Genomic DNA, 15,048 nt, shown 5'->3' on the forward strand with positions numbered 1-15,048 from the left:
GACCATGCTGCCCCAGACCCGGTCGTTAGACTCGCTGACATGTCTGGCCAGTCGCTTCTCGTACCGGGGGAGCTCTCCCCCCATCGTTCCGTTCCGGGCTCCATCCGCCGCCCCGAGTACGTCGGGAAGCCCGCCCCGACCCCGTACACCGGGCCCGAGGTGCAGGATTCCGACACCATCGAACGGATGCGGATCGCCGGCCGCATCGCCGCTCAGGCGATGGAGGAGGCCGCCAAGCACATCTCCCCGGGTGTCACCACCGACGAGCTCGACCGGGTCGCGCACGAGTTCATGTGCGACCACGGCGCCTACCCGTCCACCCTCGGCTACCGCGGGTTCCCGAAGTCGCTGTGCGCCTCGGTCAACGAGGTCATCTGCCACGGCATCCCGGACTCCACCGTCCTGCGGGACGGCGACATCGTGAACCTGGACGTCACGGCGTACATCAACGGCGTCCACGGCGACAACAACGCCACCTACCTCTGCGGGGACGTCGACGAGGAGTCGCGGCTGCTCGTCGAGCGGACCCGGGAGTCCCTGAACCGGGCCATCAAGGCGGTGAAGCCGGGCCGTCAGATCAACATCATCGGGCGGGTCATCGAGTCGTACGCCAAGCGCTTCGGCTACGGCGTGGTCCGTGACTTCACCGGGCACGGCATCAACTCGTCCTTCCACTCGGGCCTGATCGTCCCGCACTACGACTCGCCCCACCACACCACCGAGATCAAGACCGGCATGACCTTCACGATCGAGCCGATGCTGACGCTCGGGTCGCACGACTACGACATGTGGGACGACGGCTGGACCGTCGTCACCAAGGACCGGAAGCGGACGGCGCAGTTCGAGCACACGCTCGTCGTGACCGAGAGCGGGGCCGAGATCCTCACGTTGCCCTGACCCCCAGGGTGGGTACCGTCTTACCGACAGGACGTCGGGAACCAGTTGACTTAGGTAAGCCTAACTTGGCAGGATCGTCACTGGTTCCCGTCCCATCGGTCTCGGAGGCACGCCTTGGACACCCCCTTCTCCACGCTGATCCGAACGGCCTCGCACGAGCAGCACACCGAGGCGGAGACCTCGTCCTTCATGAGCGACCTGCTCGGCGGGCGCCTGGCGGTCGACGCCTACGCCCGCTACACCGAGCAGCTCTGGTTCGTGTACCGGGCGCTCGAAGAGGGGGCGGAGGCGCTGCGCGAGGACCCGGTCGCCGGGCCCTTCGTACAGCCCGAGCTGTTCCGCACGGCCGCCCTGGAACAGGACCTCGCGCATCTGCGCGGCCCCGGCTGGCGGGCCGGGCTGACGCCGCTGCCCGCCACCACCGCGTACGCCGAGCGGGTCGCGGAGTGCGCCCGTGACTGGCCCGCCGGGTACGTGGCGCATCACTACACGCGTTACCTGGGCGACCTGTCGGGCGGTCAGATCATCCGCGACAAGGCGGAGCGCGCCTGGGGCTTCTCCCGCAAGGGCGACGGCGTCCGCTTCTACGTCTTCGAGGAGATCGCCAACCCGGCCGCGTTCAAGCGGGCGTACCGGGAGCTGCTCGACGGCGTGAACGCCGACGACCTGGAGAAGCAGCGGATCGTCGACGAGTGCAAGCGCGCCTTCGCCTTCAACAGCGCGGTCTTCCACCAGCTGGGAGGCGAGTTCCCGCTCAGCGCGTGAGGGCTTCCGGGGCGCGTGCGTCCCCCGCTTCCGGGGCGCGCGTGTCCCCCGCTTCCGGGGCGCGTGCGTCCCCCGCTTCCCGAGCGCGCGCGTTCAGCGCGTGAGCGTTCCTTCGAGGCGGACCCGTCCGCCCAGCTCCACGATGCCGTCGGGGCCGGGGGCCGTGAGCAGCTGCGACCCGCGGCCCTGGGTGATGTTCAGGGCCCGTCCCAGCTCTGCCGTGAGCAGCAGCGCCGCCGCGCCGGTCGCCTCGTCCTCGTCGATGCCGTCCCCGCGCCCCGGGAACGCCCGCGCCCTGACGCGGCCCGCCGCCTCCTCCTCCCAGGCCCAGGCGTAGATCCACTCACCGGGCTCGGGCACGTCGAGGGCGTCCACCTCGGCGGCGGAGCCGTACTGGCGGAGGGTCCGCGGCGGGGCCCACTCGGCGCGCGCCTCGATCCAGGTGAACTCCCCGTCGCCGCGCACCCACACCTCGCCGACGGGCGGGCACACGACCTCCAGGTCGAGGAGCCAGGCGGCGCCGACGAGCGGGTGTCCGGCGAACGGGAGCCTGAGGCCGGGAGTGTAGATGTCGACGATCCCGCGCTCCGGGTCGTCCACGAACACCGTCTCGCTGAAGCCGAGTTCCTTGGCGAGCGCCTGCCGGGAGGACTCGTCGGGGTGGGTACGGGCGTCCCGTACGACTCCGAGCGCGTTGCCGTACCGGCCGTCGCCCGCGCAGAAGACCCGGAGGACGTCGATGTCGGTGGCGATGTCAGTGGCGGTCGTGTTCATGGCAGAAATTGAACCATTCCGCGACATGGCGGCAGGGCCGCATCCGCCGATCGGGTGCGGCCCTGCCGTGGTCCGGGTGGCTCAGGAATCCATCGCGCGGCGGCGGGCGGCGATGACGACGGCCCCGCCCGCGGCGGCGAACAGCCCGGAGGCGCCGAGCAGGAGGCCCGTCGGGGTGCCCGAGCCGGTCGCGGCGAGGGCGCCGGAGCCCCCGGCCGTACCGGTTCCGCCGACCGTCCCCGCGCCGCCCGTGGTGGAGGAGCCTCCGCCCGTGGTGGAGGAGCCTCCGCCCGTGGTGGAGGAGCCTCCGGCCGTGCCGGTTCCGCCGGAGCCCACCGTCGCGGACGGGCCGCCGGAGGCCGGGGGCAGCGTGGCGTCCCGGCCGGCCGCGAGCGTGAGGGTCACCGGGTCCATGACGGTGCCGGGGGCGTACCCGCCCTGACCGCCCGGGGCGACGAAGGTGGCGGAGCCGTCCGCCGTCAGCCTCGCCGGAACGTCCGTGAGGGTGACGACGCCCCGCTCGGCCGTCCAGTCGGCGTTCGAGAGGTCCAGGCCGACGAGGGCCACGTCGTCCCGGGTGCCGGTGGCGGTGGTGACGTCGGCGGTCAGGGTGCCGGTGGCACCCGCCGCCTTCACCTTCACATCGCCGATGGTCCAGTGGATGCCGTGCGCGGCGCAGACGAAGGCGAGCCGGCCGCTGAAAGCCGCCTCCACCTTGCGGGCGTCCGCGTCGAGGTCGGCCTTGGCGAAGCCGAAGTCGTAGGACGAGCCGTTCCTCTCCGCACCGCCGGAGGGGGTGACCGTGCCGCCGCAGATGTCGCCGACGTACTTCTGCCAGCTCTGCTTCACCCCCCAGGTCAGCTTGCCGTCGAGAACACCGGAGGGGCCGGCCGTCGGCGCGGTGGCGGTGGTGACGGGGGCGGTGGCGGTGGCGGTAGCGGTCGGCGAAGTCGTCGTAGGCACAGTCGAGGGCGCAGTCGTCGTAGGCGCAGTCGAGGGCACCGTCGGGGGCCGGGTGGTCGTGGTCGCCGTCGGCGGGGGCGTGGTCGCCGGGGGTGCCGTCGTCGGCCTGCTGCCCGCCTTCACCGTGAGCGTGGCCGCGTCGAGCGCGTCGCCCTCCTTGTAGAAGCCCGCGAACGCCGCCGCGCCGTCCTTGGTCAGCTTCGCCGGTATGTCCTTGAAGACCATGGCGCCGCCTGCCCCCTGGCCCGGCCGGATGCCGGTCATGTCGAGCGCGGCGAGGGCGATGTCCTCACGGGTGCGGAAGGAGCCGTCCTTCTCCTTGGTGACGACGTCGGCGGTGATCTCGCCTGACGGCGCCGCCGTGCCCCTCGTCGACAGCCTGACGTCGGAGATCCGGATGTCGAGCGCGCCCGAGTGGGCCTCGAAGTGGACTCCGCCCTTGAAGGAGTTGGCGGTGGCGTGGGTGGTCGTGTCGTACGTACCCGTGCCCTCGACGAACGTGAAAACGCCGTTGCCCGCGGCCTGGGTGGCGCCGCCTTCGACCGTGGTCCTCCCGTGGGCGAAGGGCTGGGCGAGGTAGGAGCGGAAGGACTGCTTGATGCCCCAGTCCAGCGTGCCGTCGCTCAGCGTCGCCGGGGGCGGCGCCGCGGTGTCGGCCGCTGCGGGGAGGGCGAGGGCGAGGGCGCCCGTGCCGAGGGCGGCCGCCGTGGCGACGGCGGCGGTCAGGGTGACGGAACGGCGCGATGTGGTGGCCATGACGGGGTTCTCCTGAGGGGGACGCGGGCGCGAAGAGGGGTGCGCGCGGGGAGTGTTCAGTGCGTGGGGGTGCCGGTACGGCGACGGCGTACGGCGGTGAGGGCCGCGAGCGCGGTGAGGACGAGTACGCCCGCGCCGATCGCGAGGTACGTGCCGATGGAGGAGGTGGTGGAGATGGCCGCCGGCGTGGCGGAGGACCGCGGGGCGGCCTCCGAAGCGGCGGCGGACGGCGTGGCAGTGGACGCGGTGGCATCGCTGCCGAGGTCCGGGAGCGCGGGCAGCCGGGCCTCGGTGCCGACGGTGACGGCCAGGGACACCGGGTCCATCGCGGCCCCCGCCCCGTACATCCCGCCGAAGGCCTTGGCGCCGCTCTCGGTGAGGGTGGCGGGGGCCTCGGTGACGGCGGCGAGGCCGTTCTTCGGGGTGAAATCCCGTGCGGCGAAGGTGACCAGCGGAACGGCCTTCTCGGTCTTCCCCGCGCTCGTGACATCGGCGCCGAGGGTGCCGGTGCCGCCGCTCACCTTCACGGTGACCCGGTCGAGCGTGAGGTCGAGGTGGGCACCGGTGAAACGGACGCTGCCCGCGAAGGCCGCGTCGAGGGTCCCCCGCTTCGGGTCGTATGTGCCCTTGCCGCCGGGGAAGCGGAAGAGCGCGCCGCCGTCCTGGGCGCCGCCGGAGAGCGTCCATCTCCCCTGGGAGACGGCCCCGGTGACGTACTCGCGGAAGGTGCGGCGGACGCCCCAGTCGACGGCGGCGGCCCTCACGGTGGGCGCTGGCGCGCCGGCGGAACGTGCGGTGGAGGGCTCGGTGGCCGGCGGTGCGGTCGGCGCGGCCTTCTTCGGCGCCCTGACGTCGACGGTGAGGCTGACGGGGTCGAGGGCGGTGCCGGCCGGGTAGTAGCCGGCGAAGGCGGTGGCGCCCTGCGCGGTGAGCGTGGCGGGCACACCGGAGAGCGAGACGGGGCTGCCTCCGCCCCGCATGTCGACGCCGCGGAGGTCCAGGGTGGCGAGCGGCACGCGGGCGGTGACGGTCGTGCGGCCGCTGCCCCTGGCCTTGCTCGCCATGTCGGCGTAGAGGGTGCCGTCTCCGCCCTGGACGAGGACCCGGGGGCGGCTGATGGTGAGGTCCAGCTCGTACGTGCCGTCCGCCGTGCGGTGGCCGGTGAAGTGGACGCCGCCGGAGAAGGCGGCTTCGAAGGTTCCGCTCGCCGGGTCGTACGAGCCCTGCGCGGAGTGGAAGCGGAACTGGCTGCCGCCGACCGTGGCGGCTCCGCGGGTGAGGCCGTAACTCCCTTGCGCGATGGGCCCGGTGACATAGCTCTGGAAGGAGGACTTGATGCCCCAGTCGAGCCGTCCGCCCTGCACCGTGCGGGTCTCCGCGTGGGCGGTGCCGGCCGGGACGAGGGTGGCGAGCAGGGTCGCGAAGAGGGTGACGGCGAGCGCGCGGGCGGGTCTGGGCAGCGTCATGGAACCCCTCCAGGGGGTGGTCAGTAAGGTAAGGCTAACCTAAGCTACATCGAGCTTCGGTCGGAACCCTTCCGGCTCGTGAACGCGGCAGAACGAACGACAGGACGGTGTCCGGTGCGCAGAACTCGCCTCGCGGGAGCGCTGACAGCAGTGCTCGCCCTCGCCCTCGCGGCGACCGGCTGCGGTGAAGGAAACGGAGGTACGAGCACCCCGGCCCGCACGACGGCCGCCACCCCCGACCGGGTCGAGCCGCTCTCCGCCCCGGCCACGCCCCGACTGCCCGTCACCGTCCCCTCCGCCGACGGACGCACGGTCACCGTCACCTCCACCGAGCGGATCGTGCCCCTCAGCGGCTCCCTCAGCGAGATCGTCTTCACGCTCGGCCTCGGCGCGAAGGTCGCTGCCCGCGACATCACCACCACCTTCGAACAGGCCGGGAAGCTCCCGGTGGTGACCCGCGCCCACGACGTCTCGGCCGAGAGCGTGCTCTCGCTCCGGCCCACCCTCGTCCTCGCCGAGAGCACCACGGGGCCCGCCGAGGCTCTCGCCCAGATCCGGGACGCGGGCGTCCCGCTCCTCGTCGTGAAGCCCGCGAAGACGCTCGCCGACGTCGGCGCCCGGATCGACACGGTCGCCGCGGCCCTCGGCGTACCGGACTCCGGCACGGCGCTCGGGAAGCGCACCCAGGAGCGGATCGACGCCGTCCGGAAGGGGATTCCGGCCCGTGGGAAGAAGCCGCGCGTGGCCTTCCTGTACGTACGCGGTTCGGCCGCCGTCTATCTGCTCGGCGGGGCCGAGTCCGGCGCGAGCTCCCTCCTCGAAGCGGCGGGAGCGGTCGACGCGGGCAAGGAGTCGGGCCTGACGAAGGACTTCACCCCGGTCACCAGCGAGGCCCTGGCGAAGGCCGCGCCGGACGCGATCCTCGTGATGAGCAAGGGTCTCGCCTCGGTCGGCGGGATCGACGGACTGGTGAAGGTCCCGGGCGTCGCCGAGACCCCGGCGGGCGCCGACCGCCGGGTCGTCACCGTCGACGACGGCGTCCTCCTCAACTACGGCCCGCGCACCGACCAGGTACTGAAGTCCCTGGTCACCCAGTTGTACGGGGAGGGGAAGTGACGGCCGTCCACCAGGCCCCGGCGGAGCAGGAACCGAGAGACGCGTCCGCCCCCGCCGAGCAGGACCCGACGGGCGCGTCCACCCCCGCCGAGCAGGAACCGACGGGCGCGCCCACCCCCGCCGAGCAGGAACCGACGGGCGCGTCCACCCCCGCCGAAGCGGCCCCCCGGCGTGGCACCGCCCCCGCCCTCACCGTGTGCCTCCTCGCCGCCCTGCTCCTGCTCGCCCTGCTCTCCGCCGGCATCGGGGCGTACGACATCCCGCTCGGTGACGTCCTCGCCTCCGTGCGGCACCGTGCCGGGCTCGGCGGCCACGCGCTCGACCGCACCGCCGAGAGCGTCCTGTGGAACATCCGGCTCCCCCGGGTCGTCCTCGCCGTCCTCGTCGGCGCCTCGCTCGGCTGCGCGGGCGCCCTCATGCAGGGCGTCTTCGGCAACCCGCTCGCCGAGCCGGGCGTCATCGGCATCTCGGCGGGCGCGGCCGTCGGCGCGGTCGGCGCCATCGTGCTCGGCCTCACCTTCCTCGGCACCTGGACGGTGTCCGTCTGCGCCTTCGCCGCCGGGCTCGGGACCGTGCTCCTCGTGTACGCGATGTCCCGCTCGGGCGGCCGCACGGAGGTGGTGACGCTGATCCTCACCGGGATCGCGGTGAACGCCTTCGCGGGCGCGCTCATCGGCCTCTTTCTCTTCTTCGCCGACAACGCGCAGGTCACCCAGATCACCTTCTGGCAGCTCGGTTCGCTCGCCCAGGCCACCTGGCCCAAGGTCCTCGCCGTGCTGCCGTGCGCGCTCCTCGGCCTCGCCGTCGCTCCCCGCTACGCCCGCCGGCTCGACCTGCTCACGCTCGGCGAGCGGCCCGCGCGTCATCTGGGCGTGGACGTGGAGCGGCTGCGGACCGCCCTGATCCTGGTGGTGGCGCTGCTCACGGCGGCGGCGGTCGCGGTGGCCGGGATCATCACCTTCGTCGGACTGCTCGTCCCGCATCTGCTGCGGATGGCGAACGGACCGGGTCACCGCTTCCTCGTGCCGGGCAGCGCGCTCGGCGGCGCGGTGGTCCTCATGGCCGGAGACCTCGCGGCCCGTACGGTCGCGGCCCCTGCCGAACTTCCCCTGGGCGTCCTCACCGCCCTCCTCGGCAGCCCGTTCTTCTTCTGGCTGCTGCGCAGGACCCGTCGCAGGCAAGGTGGTTGGGCATGACGTCCGTACGGCTCAGAGGGCTGCTCCCGAACCGGCGCCCCCGCGCGCTGCCCTCCCCCGCGGCCCCCGGCGACGTGGTCGCCGAAGCCGTCGGGGTCGGGATCGCCCGGGGGCGCCGGGTGGTGCTCGACGAGGTCGGCATCGAGGTACGGGCCGGGGAGGTGCTGGCCCTGGTGGGCCCCAACGGGGCCGGGAAGTCGACGCTGCTCGCCGCCCTCGCCGCCGATCTCGCCCCGAGCGCGGGGGAGGTACGGATCGGGGGACGGGCGGCCGACGACTGGGCGCCCGGTGAACTCGCCCTGAGGCGGGCGGTGCTGCCGCAGGACGCCGCGCTCTCCTTCCCGTTCCCCGTCGCCGAGGTCGTACGGATGGGCAGGGCGCCCTGGGCGGGCACGGAGCGGGAGGACGAGGACGAGGCGGCCGTCGCCGGGGCGATGGCGGCCACCGAGGTCGAGGCCTTCGCCGGGCGCCCCTTCTCCGCTCTCTCCGGCGGCGAGCGGGCCCGGGTCGCGCTGGCCCGCGTACTCGCCCAGCGGGCCGGGCTTCTGCTGCTCGACGAGCCGACGGCGGCCCTGGACCTGCGCCACCAGGAACTGGTCCTGCGGGTCTGCCGGGAACGGGCGGCCGCCGGGGACGCCGTGGTGGTGGTGCTCCACGACCTGGGGCTCGCGGCGGCCCACGCCGACCGGGTCGGGGTGCTGCACGACGGCCGGCTCGCGGTGGCCGGCCCGCCCGCCGAGGTGCTCGGGGCGGAGTTGCTGAGCCGGGTGTACCGGCAGCCGGTGGACGTGTTCCCGCATCCACGGACCGGGGTTCCCCTCGTCGTACCGGTGCGCCACGGAACGGGACGAATCGCCGCCCTTGACCGGCCCTTGACCAGGTGATGAGAGCCCCCTGGACTCCCTGTGACCTCGCCGTGTCCGGGCCGTTCGAGGTGAGAGCCGGATCACTGGACGGACGGGTACGACTCAGGTAAGCCTCGGCAGCCGTCGGGCAGTCGGGCAGTCGGGCAGTCGGGCAGTCGGGCAGTCGGGACAGCCATGGACGGGGACATGTCCGAGGACAACCGGGAAGCCGGGGCCGCCGCGCCCTCCCGCCGTACGGTCATCGCCCTGGGCGGCGCGGGGATCGCGCTCGGTGCCGCCGCGGCCGGCGGCGCCGTCGCGCTGACCCGCGGCGGGGACACCACCGCGCCGGTCGCCGACAGCGGCGGGGCCGTGCCCTTCTACGGGCCGCACCAGGCCGGCATCGCCACCGCCGTGCAGGACCGGCTGCACTTCGCGGCCTTCGACGTGAAGACGGAGGACCGCGCCGAGCTCGTCCAGCTCCTCAAGGACTGGACGCGGGCCGCCGAGCGTCTGACGGCCGGCGCCGAGGTCGGCGGCGGCGCCTACGGCGGGCTGCCGGAGGCACCGCCCGACGACACCGGCGAGGCCCTGGGTCTGAAGCCGTCCCGTCTCACCCTCACGATCGGCTTCGGCCCACGCTCTTCGACGGGCGCTTCGGGCTGAAGGACAAGCGGCCCGGGGCCCTGATGGAGCTGCCAGGTTCCCGGGCGACAACCTGGATCCGGCGCGCAGCGGCGGCGACCTGTGCGTCCAGGCGTGCGCGGACGACCCGCAGGTCGCCGTGCACGCCGTCCGGAACCTGGCGCGGATCGGATTCGGCAAGGTCGCGGTGCGCTGGTCGCAGCTGGGCTTCGGCAGGACGTCGTCGACGACCCCGGACGCCCAGACCCCGCGTAACCTCTTCGGCTTCAAGGACGGCACCCGCAACATCGCGGGCACCGAGACCGAGCGGCTCGCGAAGCACGTGTGGGTCTCGGGGAAGGACGCCGAGGGCGCGGCCGCCTGGATGGACGGCGGCTCGTACCTCGCCGCCCGGCGCATCCGGATGAACGTCGAGACCTGGGACCGTACGCCGCTCGCCGAGCAGGAGGGCATCTTCGGCCGCGACAAGCGCGAGGGCGCCCCGGTCGGCAGGGCGGCGGAACACGACGAGCCGTTCCTGAAGGCGATGAAGCCGGACGCGCACGTCCGGCTCGCCCACCCGGACACCCTCGGCGGGGCGACGCTCCTGCGGCGCGGCTACTCCTTCACCGACGGCACGAACGGGCTCGGGCGGCTCGACGCGGGCCTGTTCTTCCTGGCGTACCAGAAGGACGTGCGGACCGGCTTCATGCTGGTGCAGACCTCTCATCGCCTACCTGGTGAAGACCGGTCGGCGGGACGCGCTGAAGCCGGTCTGGATCGGCATCGGTGTGGCCGTCGGCATCGCCCTCGCCTTCGGCGCGGGCCTGGAGTTCGGCTCGCAGGAGCTGACCTTCGAGGCGCAGGAGCTGCTCGGCGGCTCGCTGTCGGTCCTCGCGGTGGTCCTGGTGACCTGGATGGTCTTCTGGATGAAGCGGACGGCCAGGAACCTGAGGGCCGAGCTGCACGGAAGGCTCGACGCGGCTCTGGAGACGGGCACGGGCGCGCTGGTCGCCACCGCCTTCCTCGCGGTGGGCCGGGAGGGCCTGGAGACGGCGCTCTTCGTGTGGGCGTCGGTACGGGCGGCGTCCTCGGGCGGCACGGACGGCACGTACGCGCCGCTGGCCGGGGTCCTCCTCGGGCTGCTCACGGCGGTGCTGCTCGGCTGGCTGTTCTACCGGGGGGCGCTGAGGATCAACCTGGCGAGGTTCTTCACGTGGACCGGCGGGATGCTGGTCGTGGCGGCGGGCGTCCTCGCGTACGGCGTGCACGACCTCCAGGAGGCCCGCTTCCTCGACGGCCTCGCGGACAAGGCCTTCGACATCTCGGCGACGATCCCGCCGGACAGCTGGTACGGCACGCTCCTCAAGGGCGTCTTCGACTTCCAGCCGAACCCGACGGTCCTTCAGGTCACGGTGTGGGCGCTGTATCTGGTCCCGGCGCTCGCGCTGTTCCTGGCCCCGATAGGGTCGGGTCCGTCCGTGCGGGTGAAGAGGCAGAAGGCGACCGATGAGAAGGCTGAGGCTGAGGCGAGCGCCGAGACCGCTTGAGCGGCCGGCGGCACGGCCGGCGAGGTTCCTCGCGGCCACGGCGGCGGCGACCGTCCTGGCGCTGACGGCGAGCGGCTGTGTGACGGTGCACGGCGAGCTCGCCCTGCTGCCGCCGGCGACGGAGGCCGAGGCGGCGAGGGCGCTCGCGGACTTCACGAACGCCTACAACCGGGCCGACAAGGCCCACGACCCGGCCCTGGACGCGGGCCGGGTGACCGGCCCGCTCGGGGAGATCAACCAGGCGGGTCTGCGGGCACGGGCGGTCACCGACCCCGGCGGCAACCCGGACCACAAGCCCCTCGAACTCTCGGACGCGCGGTTCGTGCTGCCCCGGAAGGCGGGCTGGCCGCGCTGGTTCCTCGCGGACGCCGACTCCAACCGGGGCGCCGCCGAGCGGCGCTGGCTCCTGGTCTTCGTACGCAACGGACCCGAGCAGCTGTGGGAGGTCGCCCACCTGGTGGTCCTCGACCCGGCCGAGGTGCCGGAGTTCGCCGAGGAGGAGGGGTACGCGGTGCCGGTCGCCGCGGACACCGGGACGCTGGCGGTCGCACCCGAGGACCTCGGCGAGCAGTACGCCTCGTTCCTGAAGGACGGGAAGCCCGGACAGTTCGGGGCCGGCCCGCACACGACGCTGTGGCGGGAGCAGCGGCAGAAGGCGGCCAAGCGGCCGGGGCTCGCCACCCAGTACCTCGACCGCGCCACCGACCAGGGCGACTTCGCGCCGCTCGGGCTGCGGACGAAGGACGGCGGCGCGCTCGTCTTCTTCGCCACCCGGTTCTTCGAGCGGCAGACGGCGGCGCCGGGCTACCGGCCGAAGGTCGCCCCTGGCGTCAAGGCGCTGCTGACCGGCGAGATCAAGAACACGGTCACCAAGGAGTGGGTGTCCAGCCAGGCGGCGCTGGTGAAGCCGGCGGGCACGGACCGCGACGGCGTCTCGGTCAAGGGCCGGCTCCAGGGCGTGGTGGGCGCGGAGGGCTCGTAGAACCACGGGGGCAGCCGTCAGGGGGTCCCTCAGGGCCCCGCCCCCAGGGGGTCCCCGTCAGCGGGTCAGGGGCCAGGCGATCTCGTGGGCCGTGTGCTCGCCGTCCCCGTCCGCCTCGCGCTCCGCCGCGTGGCGGGCGCAGGCGTCCTGGAGGGTCTCCAGGAGGTTCAGCGGGTCGGGCAGCGGGTGCTCGGGGCCGCGGACCCAGGCGACGACCGGATGGGCGCTCTCGTCCCCGGGGAGCCGGGCGGGCGGCACGAGGACGTAGCTGCCGCGGCAGTGCCAGCGGAGGCCCGGGTGCTCGTCCATGGTCTCCGGGTGGCAGTCGAGCTCACAGGGCCACCACTCGTCCTCGTCCTCGGGGGTGCCGCGGGTCGCGGTGAAGAAGAGCATCCGGCCGCCGAGGGTGTCGACGTCGGCGGACTCGGCGACGGGCCCGACCTCGACGCCCTCGGCGAGGAGACGCTCCAGGGCGGCGCGGCCGGCGGCCAGCGGCACATCGAGGACGTCGTGGACCATGCCGGTGGCGGTGATGAAGTTCGCCTCGGGCTCGTTGCGCGCCCAGCGCTCGATCTGGGCGCGGTCGGTGGTCGACTGCGTCTGCCAGGCGAAGGAGACGGGGTGACGGGCGGGGGTGGGACAGCCGATCCGCTCACAGGAGCAGCTGTAGCCGACGGGGTACGCGGCGGGGGCCAGGGGCAGCCCGGCGGCAGCGGTGGCCAGGAGCAGTTTCTCGCGGTCGTTCTCGTCGTCGGCCGCGGTGCGTTTCGGGCGCCTGCGCAGCCACTGTGCGAGTTTGCTCTCCGTGCCGCGGTAGCGGCCGATGCCGTCGCCCATCTATCCCCTCACACCTCATGCTCGCCCGTTCGGCTCTGCCCATGGTCCCACCATCCTGCGCCTCGGGTGACCGGAGTGCGGAACCGGGGTGGGCCGGAACGTCTCAGCGCCTCGGGGCGAGGCCCCTCAGGGCGAGGTCGACGAGGGTGTCGGCGTAGGCGTGGGTGAGGGGCAGGGTGCGGTGGATCCAGCGGTGGTGGAGGGGGCCGACGAGGAGTTCGAGGGCGATGCGGGGGTCGATGTCCGGGTCGATGTCGCCGGCGGCCTGGGCGGCCTCGACGCGGCGGACGTAGTACTGGAGCTGCGGTTCGAGGAGGGCCTCGGTGAAGCGGGCGCCGAGCTCGGCGTCGACGATGCCCTCGGCGGCGAGGGCGCGGGTGGGGCCGTCGACGGCCGGGTCGTTCAGCTCGTCGACGGTGGCGCGCAGGACGTGCTTCAGGTCGGCGGCGAGGTCCCCTGTGTCGGGGATCTCGTTCCCGGTGTCGCCGCCCAGGGCTTCGGCGGCCCGGTTCTGGAGGTCGAGGAAGGCGTCGAGGAGGACGGCGGCCTTGGAGGGCCACCAGCGGTAGATGGTCTGCTTGCCGACCCCGGCGCGGGCGGCGATGCCCTCGATGGTGGTCTTCGCGTAGCCCGTCTCGGCGACGAGGGCGAGGGCGGCGTCGAAGATGGCGCGGCGGGAGCGTTCGCTGCGGCGGGAGGCGTCGGGGGCCTTGGGGTCGGGCATGGGCCCAATCTAGCAGCGGACGAGACGCCACGTCTCGCCCGAACGGGCCGGTTCCGAACCACCCGAACGGTCCACAGCGTGCGGGGCCCGGAAGGCGGACCATGGGGTCCACCGATCTTCGGTTCTTCCGTCCACCCGTCCGTGAGGAGCCCTCATTGCGCCCCACTCCGCGCTCGTCCTCGCCCCGCCGCTACCTGATGTGCCCACCCACGCACTTCACGGTGACGTACTCCATCAACCCCTGGATGGACCCCACGAAACCGGTCGACCTGCCCCTGGCCCTCACCCAGTGGGAGGACCTGCGCGACCGCTACCGGGCGCTCGGACACACCGTCGAGCTCCTCACCCCCGACCCGGCGCTTCCGGACATGGTCTTCGCGGCGAACGGCGCCACCGTCGTCGACGGCCGGGTCCTCGGCGCGAAGTTCGCCCACGCGGAGCGCGCGGCCGAGGCCGAGGCCCACCTGGCCTGGTTCCGCCGGAACGGCTGGGCGGACGACACCCTGCGGGTCCCGGAGCACGTCAACGAGGGCGAGGGCGACTTCGCCGTCACCGCCTCCTGGATCCTCGCCGGGCGTGGCTTCCGCTCCAGCCCGCTCTCCCACGACGAGGCGCAGGAGTTCTTCGGCCGCCCCGTCATCGGTCTCGAACTGGTGGACCCGCGCTACTACCACCTGGACACCGCGCTGTGCGTCCTGGACGACGCCCGCGACGAGGTCATGTACTTCCCGGACGCCTTCTCCCCCGGCAGCCGCGCGGTACTCGCCCGGCTCTTCCCCGACGCCCTGATCGCGACGGCCGAGGACGCGGCGGCCCTCGGCCTGAACGCGGTGAGCGACGGCCACCACGTCCTGCTGCCGCAGGCGGCCGTGGGCCTCTTCGCCCCCCTGCGCCGGCGGGGCTTCGAGCCGATCGGCATGGACCTGGGCGAACTGCTCAAGGGCGGCGGCAGCGTGAAGTGCTGCACCCAGGAGCTGCGGCCGTAGGCCTCGCGGTTCAGGGGGGGTCGACTCCCCCGCGCCGCCTCCGTAGAGTCCCCCTGATACACGGAGACGTGACGTCAGGGGGGCGTTCTCGATGCGTACGCGCGGCACGTTCCGGTACGCCGTGGCCATGGTCGCCGTCCTGTCGGCGGCCACCGGCTGCCAGCGCGGGGACCGCCAGGTGTGCACCCTGATCGGCGCCGAGTCCGGGGTGAGCGTCGTCTACCGGCCGACGGACTTCGCCGCGGGCGCCCACTACCGGCTCTGCGTCGACGAGGCCTGCCGGGAGCTTCGCACCACAGGGTCGCCCGAGCCCGTCGGCCATTTCACCGTGCCCCTGCCCGAGGCCACGGGGGAGCAGCGGACGACCGTGCGTCTCCGGGTGACCGACCCGGCCTCCGGCCGGACGGTCTACGACCGCACCACGGAGGTCACCCTGCGGAAGTCCACGCCCAACGGCCCGAAGTGCGACCCCACCGTCTGGCAGGCCGGCCTCCGCGCCGACGTCCGGGAGGGCCTTGTCCCGGACGTCGACCGACCGGCGCGCTCCTCGCCGTGAGACGGCTGACG

The 15,048-nt window shown here is 73.5% G+C and carries 13 protein-coding genes and 2 pseudogenes; 10 read left to right on the top strand and 5 right to left on the bottom strand.

From position 1 onward, the window contains the following. The first annotated feature begins 39 nt into the window (after nucleotides 1-39). On the top strand, nucleotides 40-897 hold the full coding sequence (gene map / locus ACFVYX_RS25450; protein WP_389683788.1) for a type I methionyl aminopeptidase: 858 nt from the start codon (nucleotides 40-42) through the stop codon (nucleotides 895-897). 114 nt (nucleotides 898-1,011) lie between these two features. Beyond that, nucleotides 1,012-1,662 carry a heme oxygenase (biliverdin-producing) gene (locus ACFVYX_RS25455; protein ID WP_389683789.1) on the top strand — a complete coding sequence of 217 codons (651 nt, stop codon included), beginning with the start codon at nucleotides 1,012-1,014 and terminating at the stop codon, nucleotides 1,660-1,662. 93 nt (nucleotides 1,663-1,755) lie between these two features. Here ACFVYX_RS25455 and ACFVYX_RS25460 read toward each other — a convergent pair whose 3' ends face one another. The 3 genes from ACFVYX_RS25460 to ACFVYX_RS25470 all read right to left on the bottom strand — a co-directional run bounded on the left by ACFVYX_RS25460 (nucleotide 1,756) and on the right by ACFVYX_RS25470 (nucleotide 5,621). Then, nucleotides 1,756-2,436: a PhzF family phenazine biosynthesis protein gene (locus ACFVYX_RS25460; protein WP_389683790.1), complete on the bottom strand. Its 681-nt coding sequence runs from the start codon at nucleotides 2,434-2,436 to the stop codon at nucleotides 1,756-1,758. A gap of 81 nt (nucleotides 2,437-2,517) precedes the next feature. After that, nucleotides 2,518-4,155, bottom strand: a complete 1,638-nt coding sequence (locus tag ACFVYX_RS25465; RefSeq protein WP_389683791.1) for an HtaA domain-containing protein — start codon at nucleotides 4,153-4,155, stop codon at nucleotides 2,518-2,520. Between the two features lie 56 nt (nucleotides 4,156-4,211). Then, the gene (locus ACFVYX_RS25470) at nucleotides 4,212-5,621 is read right to left on the bottom strand and encodes an HtaA domain-containing protein (RefSeq protein ID WP_389683792.1); all 1,410 of its coding nucleotides are present in this window, start codon (nucleotides 5,619-5,621) and stop codon (nucleotides 4,212-4,214) included. A gap of 114 nt (nucleotides 5,622-5,735) precedes the next feature. Between ACFVYX_RS25470 and ACFVYX_RS25475 the strand changes: the two genes are divergently transcribed. The 6 genes and pseudogenes from ACFVYX_RS25475 (at nucleotide 5,736) to ACFVYX_RS25500 (ending at nucleotide 11,934) form a co-directional block, all read left to right on the top strand. Then, nucleotides 5,736-6,737, top strand: coding sequence for a hemin ABC transporter substrate-binding protein (locus tag ACFVYX_RS25475; protein ID WP_389683793.1), 1,002 nt, complete (start codon nucleotides 5,736-5,738; stop codon nucleotides 6,735-6,737). Further along, on the top strand, nucleotides 6,734-7,933 hold the full coding sequence (locus tag ACFVYX_RS25480) for an iron chelate uptake ABC transporter family permease subunit (RefSeq protein WP_389683794.1): 1,200 nt from the start codon (nucleotides 6,734-6,736) through the stop codon (nucleotides 7,931-7,933). Before ACFVYX_RS25475 ends, ACFVYX_RS25480 begins: the two co-directional genes overlap by 4 nt. Next, nucleotides 7,930-8,817 carry a heme ABC transporter ATP-binding protein gene (locus ACFVYX_RS25485; RefSeq protein ID WP_389683795.1) on the top strand — a complete coding sequence of 296 codons (888 nt, stop codon included), beginning with the start codon at nucleotides 7,930-7,932 and terminating at the stop codon, nucleotides 8,815-8,817. The genes ACFVYX_RS25480 and ACFVYX_RS25485 overlap by 4 nt, the downstream gene beginning before the upstream one ends. Before the next feature lie 168 nt (nucleotides 8,818-8,985). Next, a pseudogene (gene efeB, locus ACFVYX_RS25490) lies at nucleotides 8,986-10,150 on the top strand (iron uptake transporter deferrochelatase/peroxidase subunit); the annotation flags it as partial. After that, nucleotides 10,128-10,878, top strand: a pseudogene (gene efeU, locus ACFVYX_RS25495) (iron uptake transporter permease EfeU); the annotation flags it as partial. The pseudogenes efeB and efeU, both read left to right, overlap by 23 nt. A gap of 33 nt (nucleotides 10,879-10,911) precedes the next feature. Beyond that, nucleotides 10,912-11,934, top strand: coding sequence for a hypothetical protein (locus ACFVYX_RS25500; RefSeq protein ID WP_389683796.1), 1,023 nt, complete (start codon nucleotides 10,912-10,914; stop codon nucleotides 11,932-11,934). Nucleotides 11,935-11,991: 57 nt separating this feature from the next. On the opposite strand, the gene ACFVYX_RS25505 is transcribed toward ACFVYX_RS25500, so the two are convergent. Further along, complete coding sequence (locus ACFVYX_RS25505) at nucleotides 11,992-12,771, bottom strand: bifunctional DNA primase/polymerase (protein WP_389683797.1); 780 nt, start codon at nucleotides 12,769-12,771, stop codon at nucleotides 11,992-11,994. Between the two features lie 103 nt (nucleotides 12,772-12,874). After that, a complete protein-coding gene (locus ACFVYX_RS25510; protein ID WP_389683798.1) occupies nucleotides 12,875-13,495 on the bottom strand; it encodes a TetR/AcrR family transcriptional regulator in 621 nt (206 codons plus the stop codon). A gap of 155 nt (nucleotides 13,496-13,650) precedes the next feature. Here ACFVYX_RS25510 and ddaH point away from each other — a divergent pair, with 155 nt between their 5' ends. Next, nucleotides 13,651-14,481: a dimethylargininase gene (gene ddaH / locus ACFVYX_RS25515; RefSeq protein WP_389683799.1), complete on the top strand. Its 831-nt coding sequence runs from the start codon at nucleotides 13,651-13,653 to the stop codon at nucleotides 14,479-14,481. Nucleotides 14,482-14,572: 91 nt separating this feature from the next. Continuing rightward, nucleotides 14,573-15,037, top strand: coding sequence for a hypothetical protein (locus ACFVYX_RS25520; protein ID WP_389683800.1), 465 nt, complete (start codon nucleotides 14,573-14,575; stop codon nucleotides 15,035-15,037). Nucleotides 15,038-15,048 lie beyond the last annotated feature (11 nt).

It is taken from the genome of Streptomyces sp. NPDC058326 (genome assembly GCF_042879855.1).
Lineage (GTDB): Bacteria > Actinomycetota > Actinomycetes > Streptomycetales > Streptomycetaceae > Streptomyces.

What these genes read in the sequence shown, in the direction of transcription:
- ACFVYX_RS25485 (WP_389683795.1), top strand. Translation starts at nt 7,930, where the DNA reads ATGACGTCCGTACGGCTCAGAGGGCTGCTCCCGAACCGGCGCCCCCGC.
- map (WP_389683788.1), top strand. Translation starts at nt 40, where the DNA reads ATGTCTGGCCAGTCGCTTCTCGTACCGGGGGAGCTCTCCCCCCATCGT.
- ACFVYX_RS25460 (WP_389683790.1), bottom strand. Translation starts at nt 2,436, where the DNA reads ATGAACACGACCGCCACTGACATCGCCACCGACATCGACGTCCTCCGG.
- ACFVYX_RS25520 (WP_389683800.1), top strand. Translation starts at nt 14,573, where the DNA reads ATGCGTACGCGCGGCACGTTCCGGTACGCCGTGGCCATGGTCGCCGTC.
- ACFVYX_RS25510 (WP_389683798.1), bottom strand. Translation starts at nt 13,495, where the DNA reads ATGCCCGACCCCAAGGCCCCCGACGCCTCCCGCCGCAGCGAACGCTCC.
- ACFVYX_RS25500 (WP_389683796.1), top strand. Translation starts at nt 10,912, where the DNA reads ATGAGAAGGCTGAGGCTGAGGCGAGCGCCGAGACCGCTTGAGCGGCCG.
- ACFVYX_RS25465 (WP_389683791.1), bottom strand. Translation starts at nt 4,155, where the DNA reads ATGGCCACCACATCGCGCCGTTCCGTCACCCTGACCGCCGCCGTCGCC.
- ACFVYX_RS25505 (WP_389683797.1), bottom strand. Translation starts at nt 12,771, where the DNA reads ATGGGCGACGGCATCGGCCGCTACCGCGGCACGGAGAGCAAACTCGCA.
- ACFVYX_RS25470 (WP_389683792.1), bottom strand. Translation starts at nt 5,621, where the DNA reads ATGACGCTGCCCAGACCCGCCCGCGCGCTCGCCGTCACCCTCTTCGCG.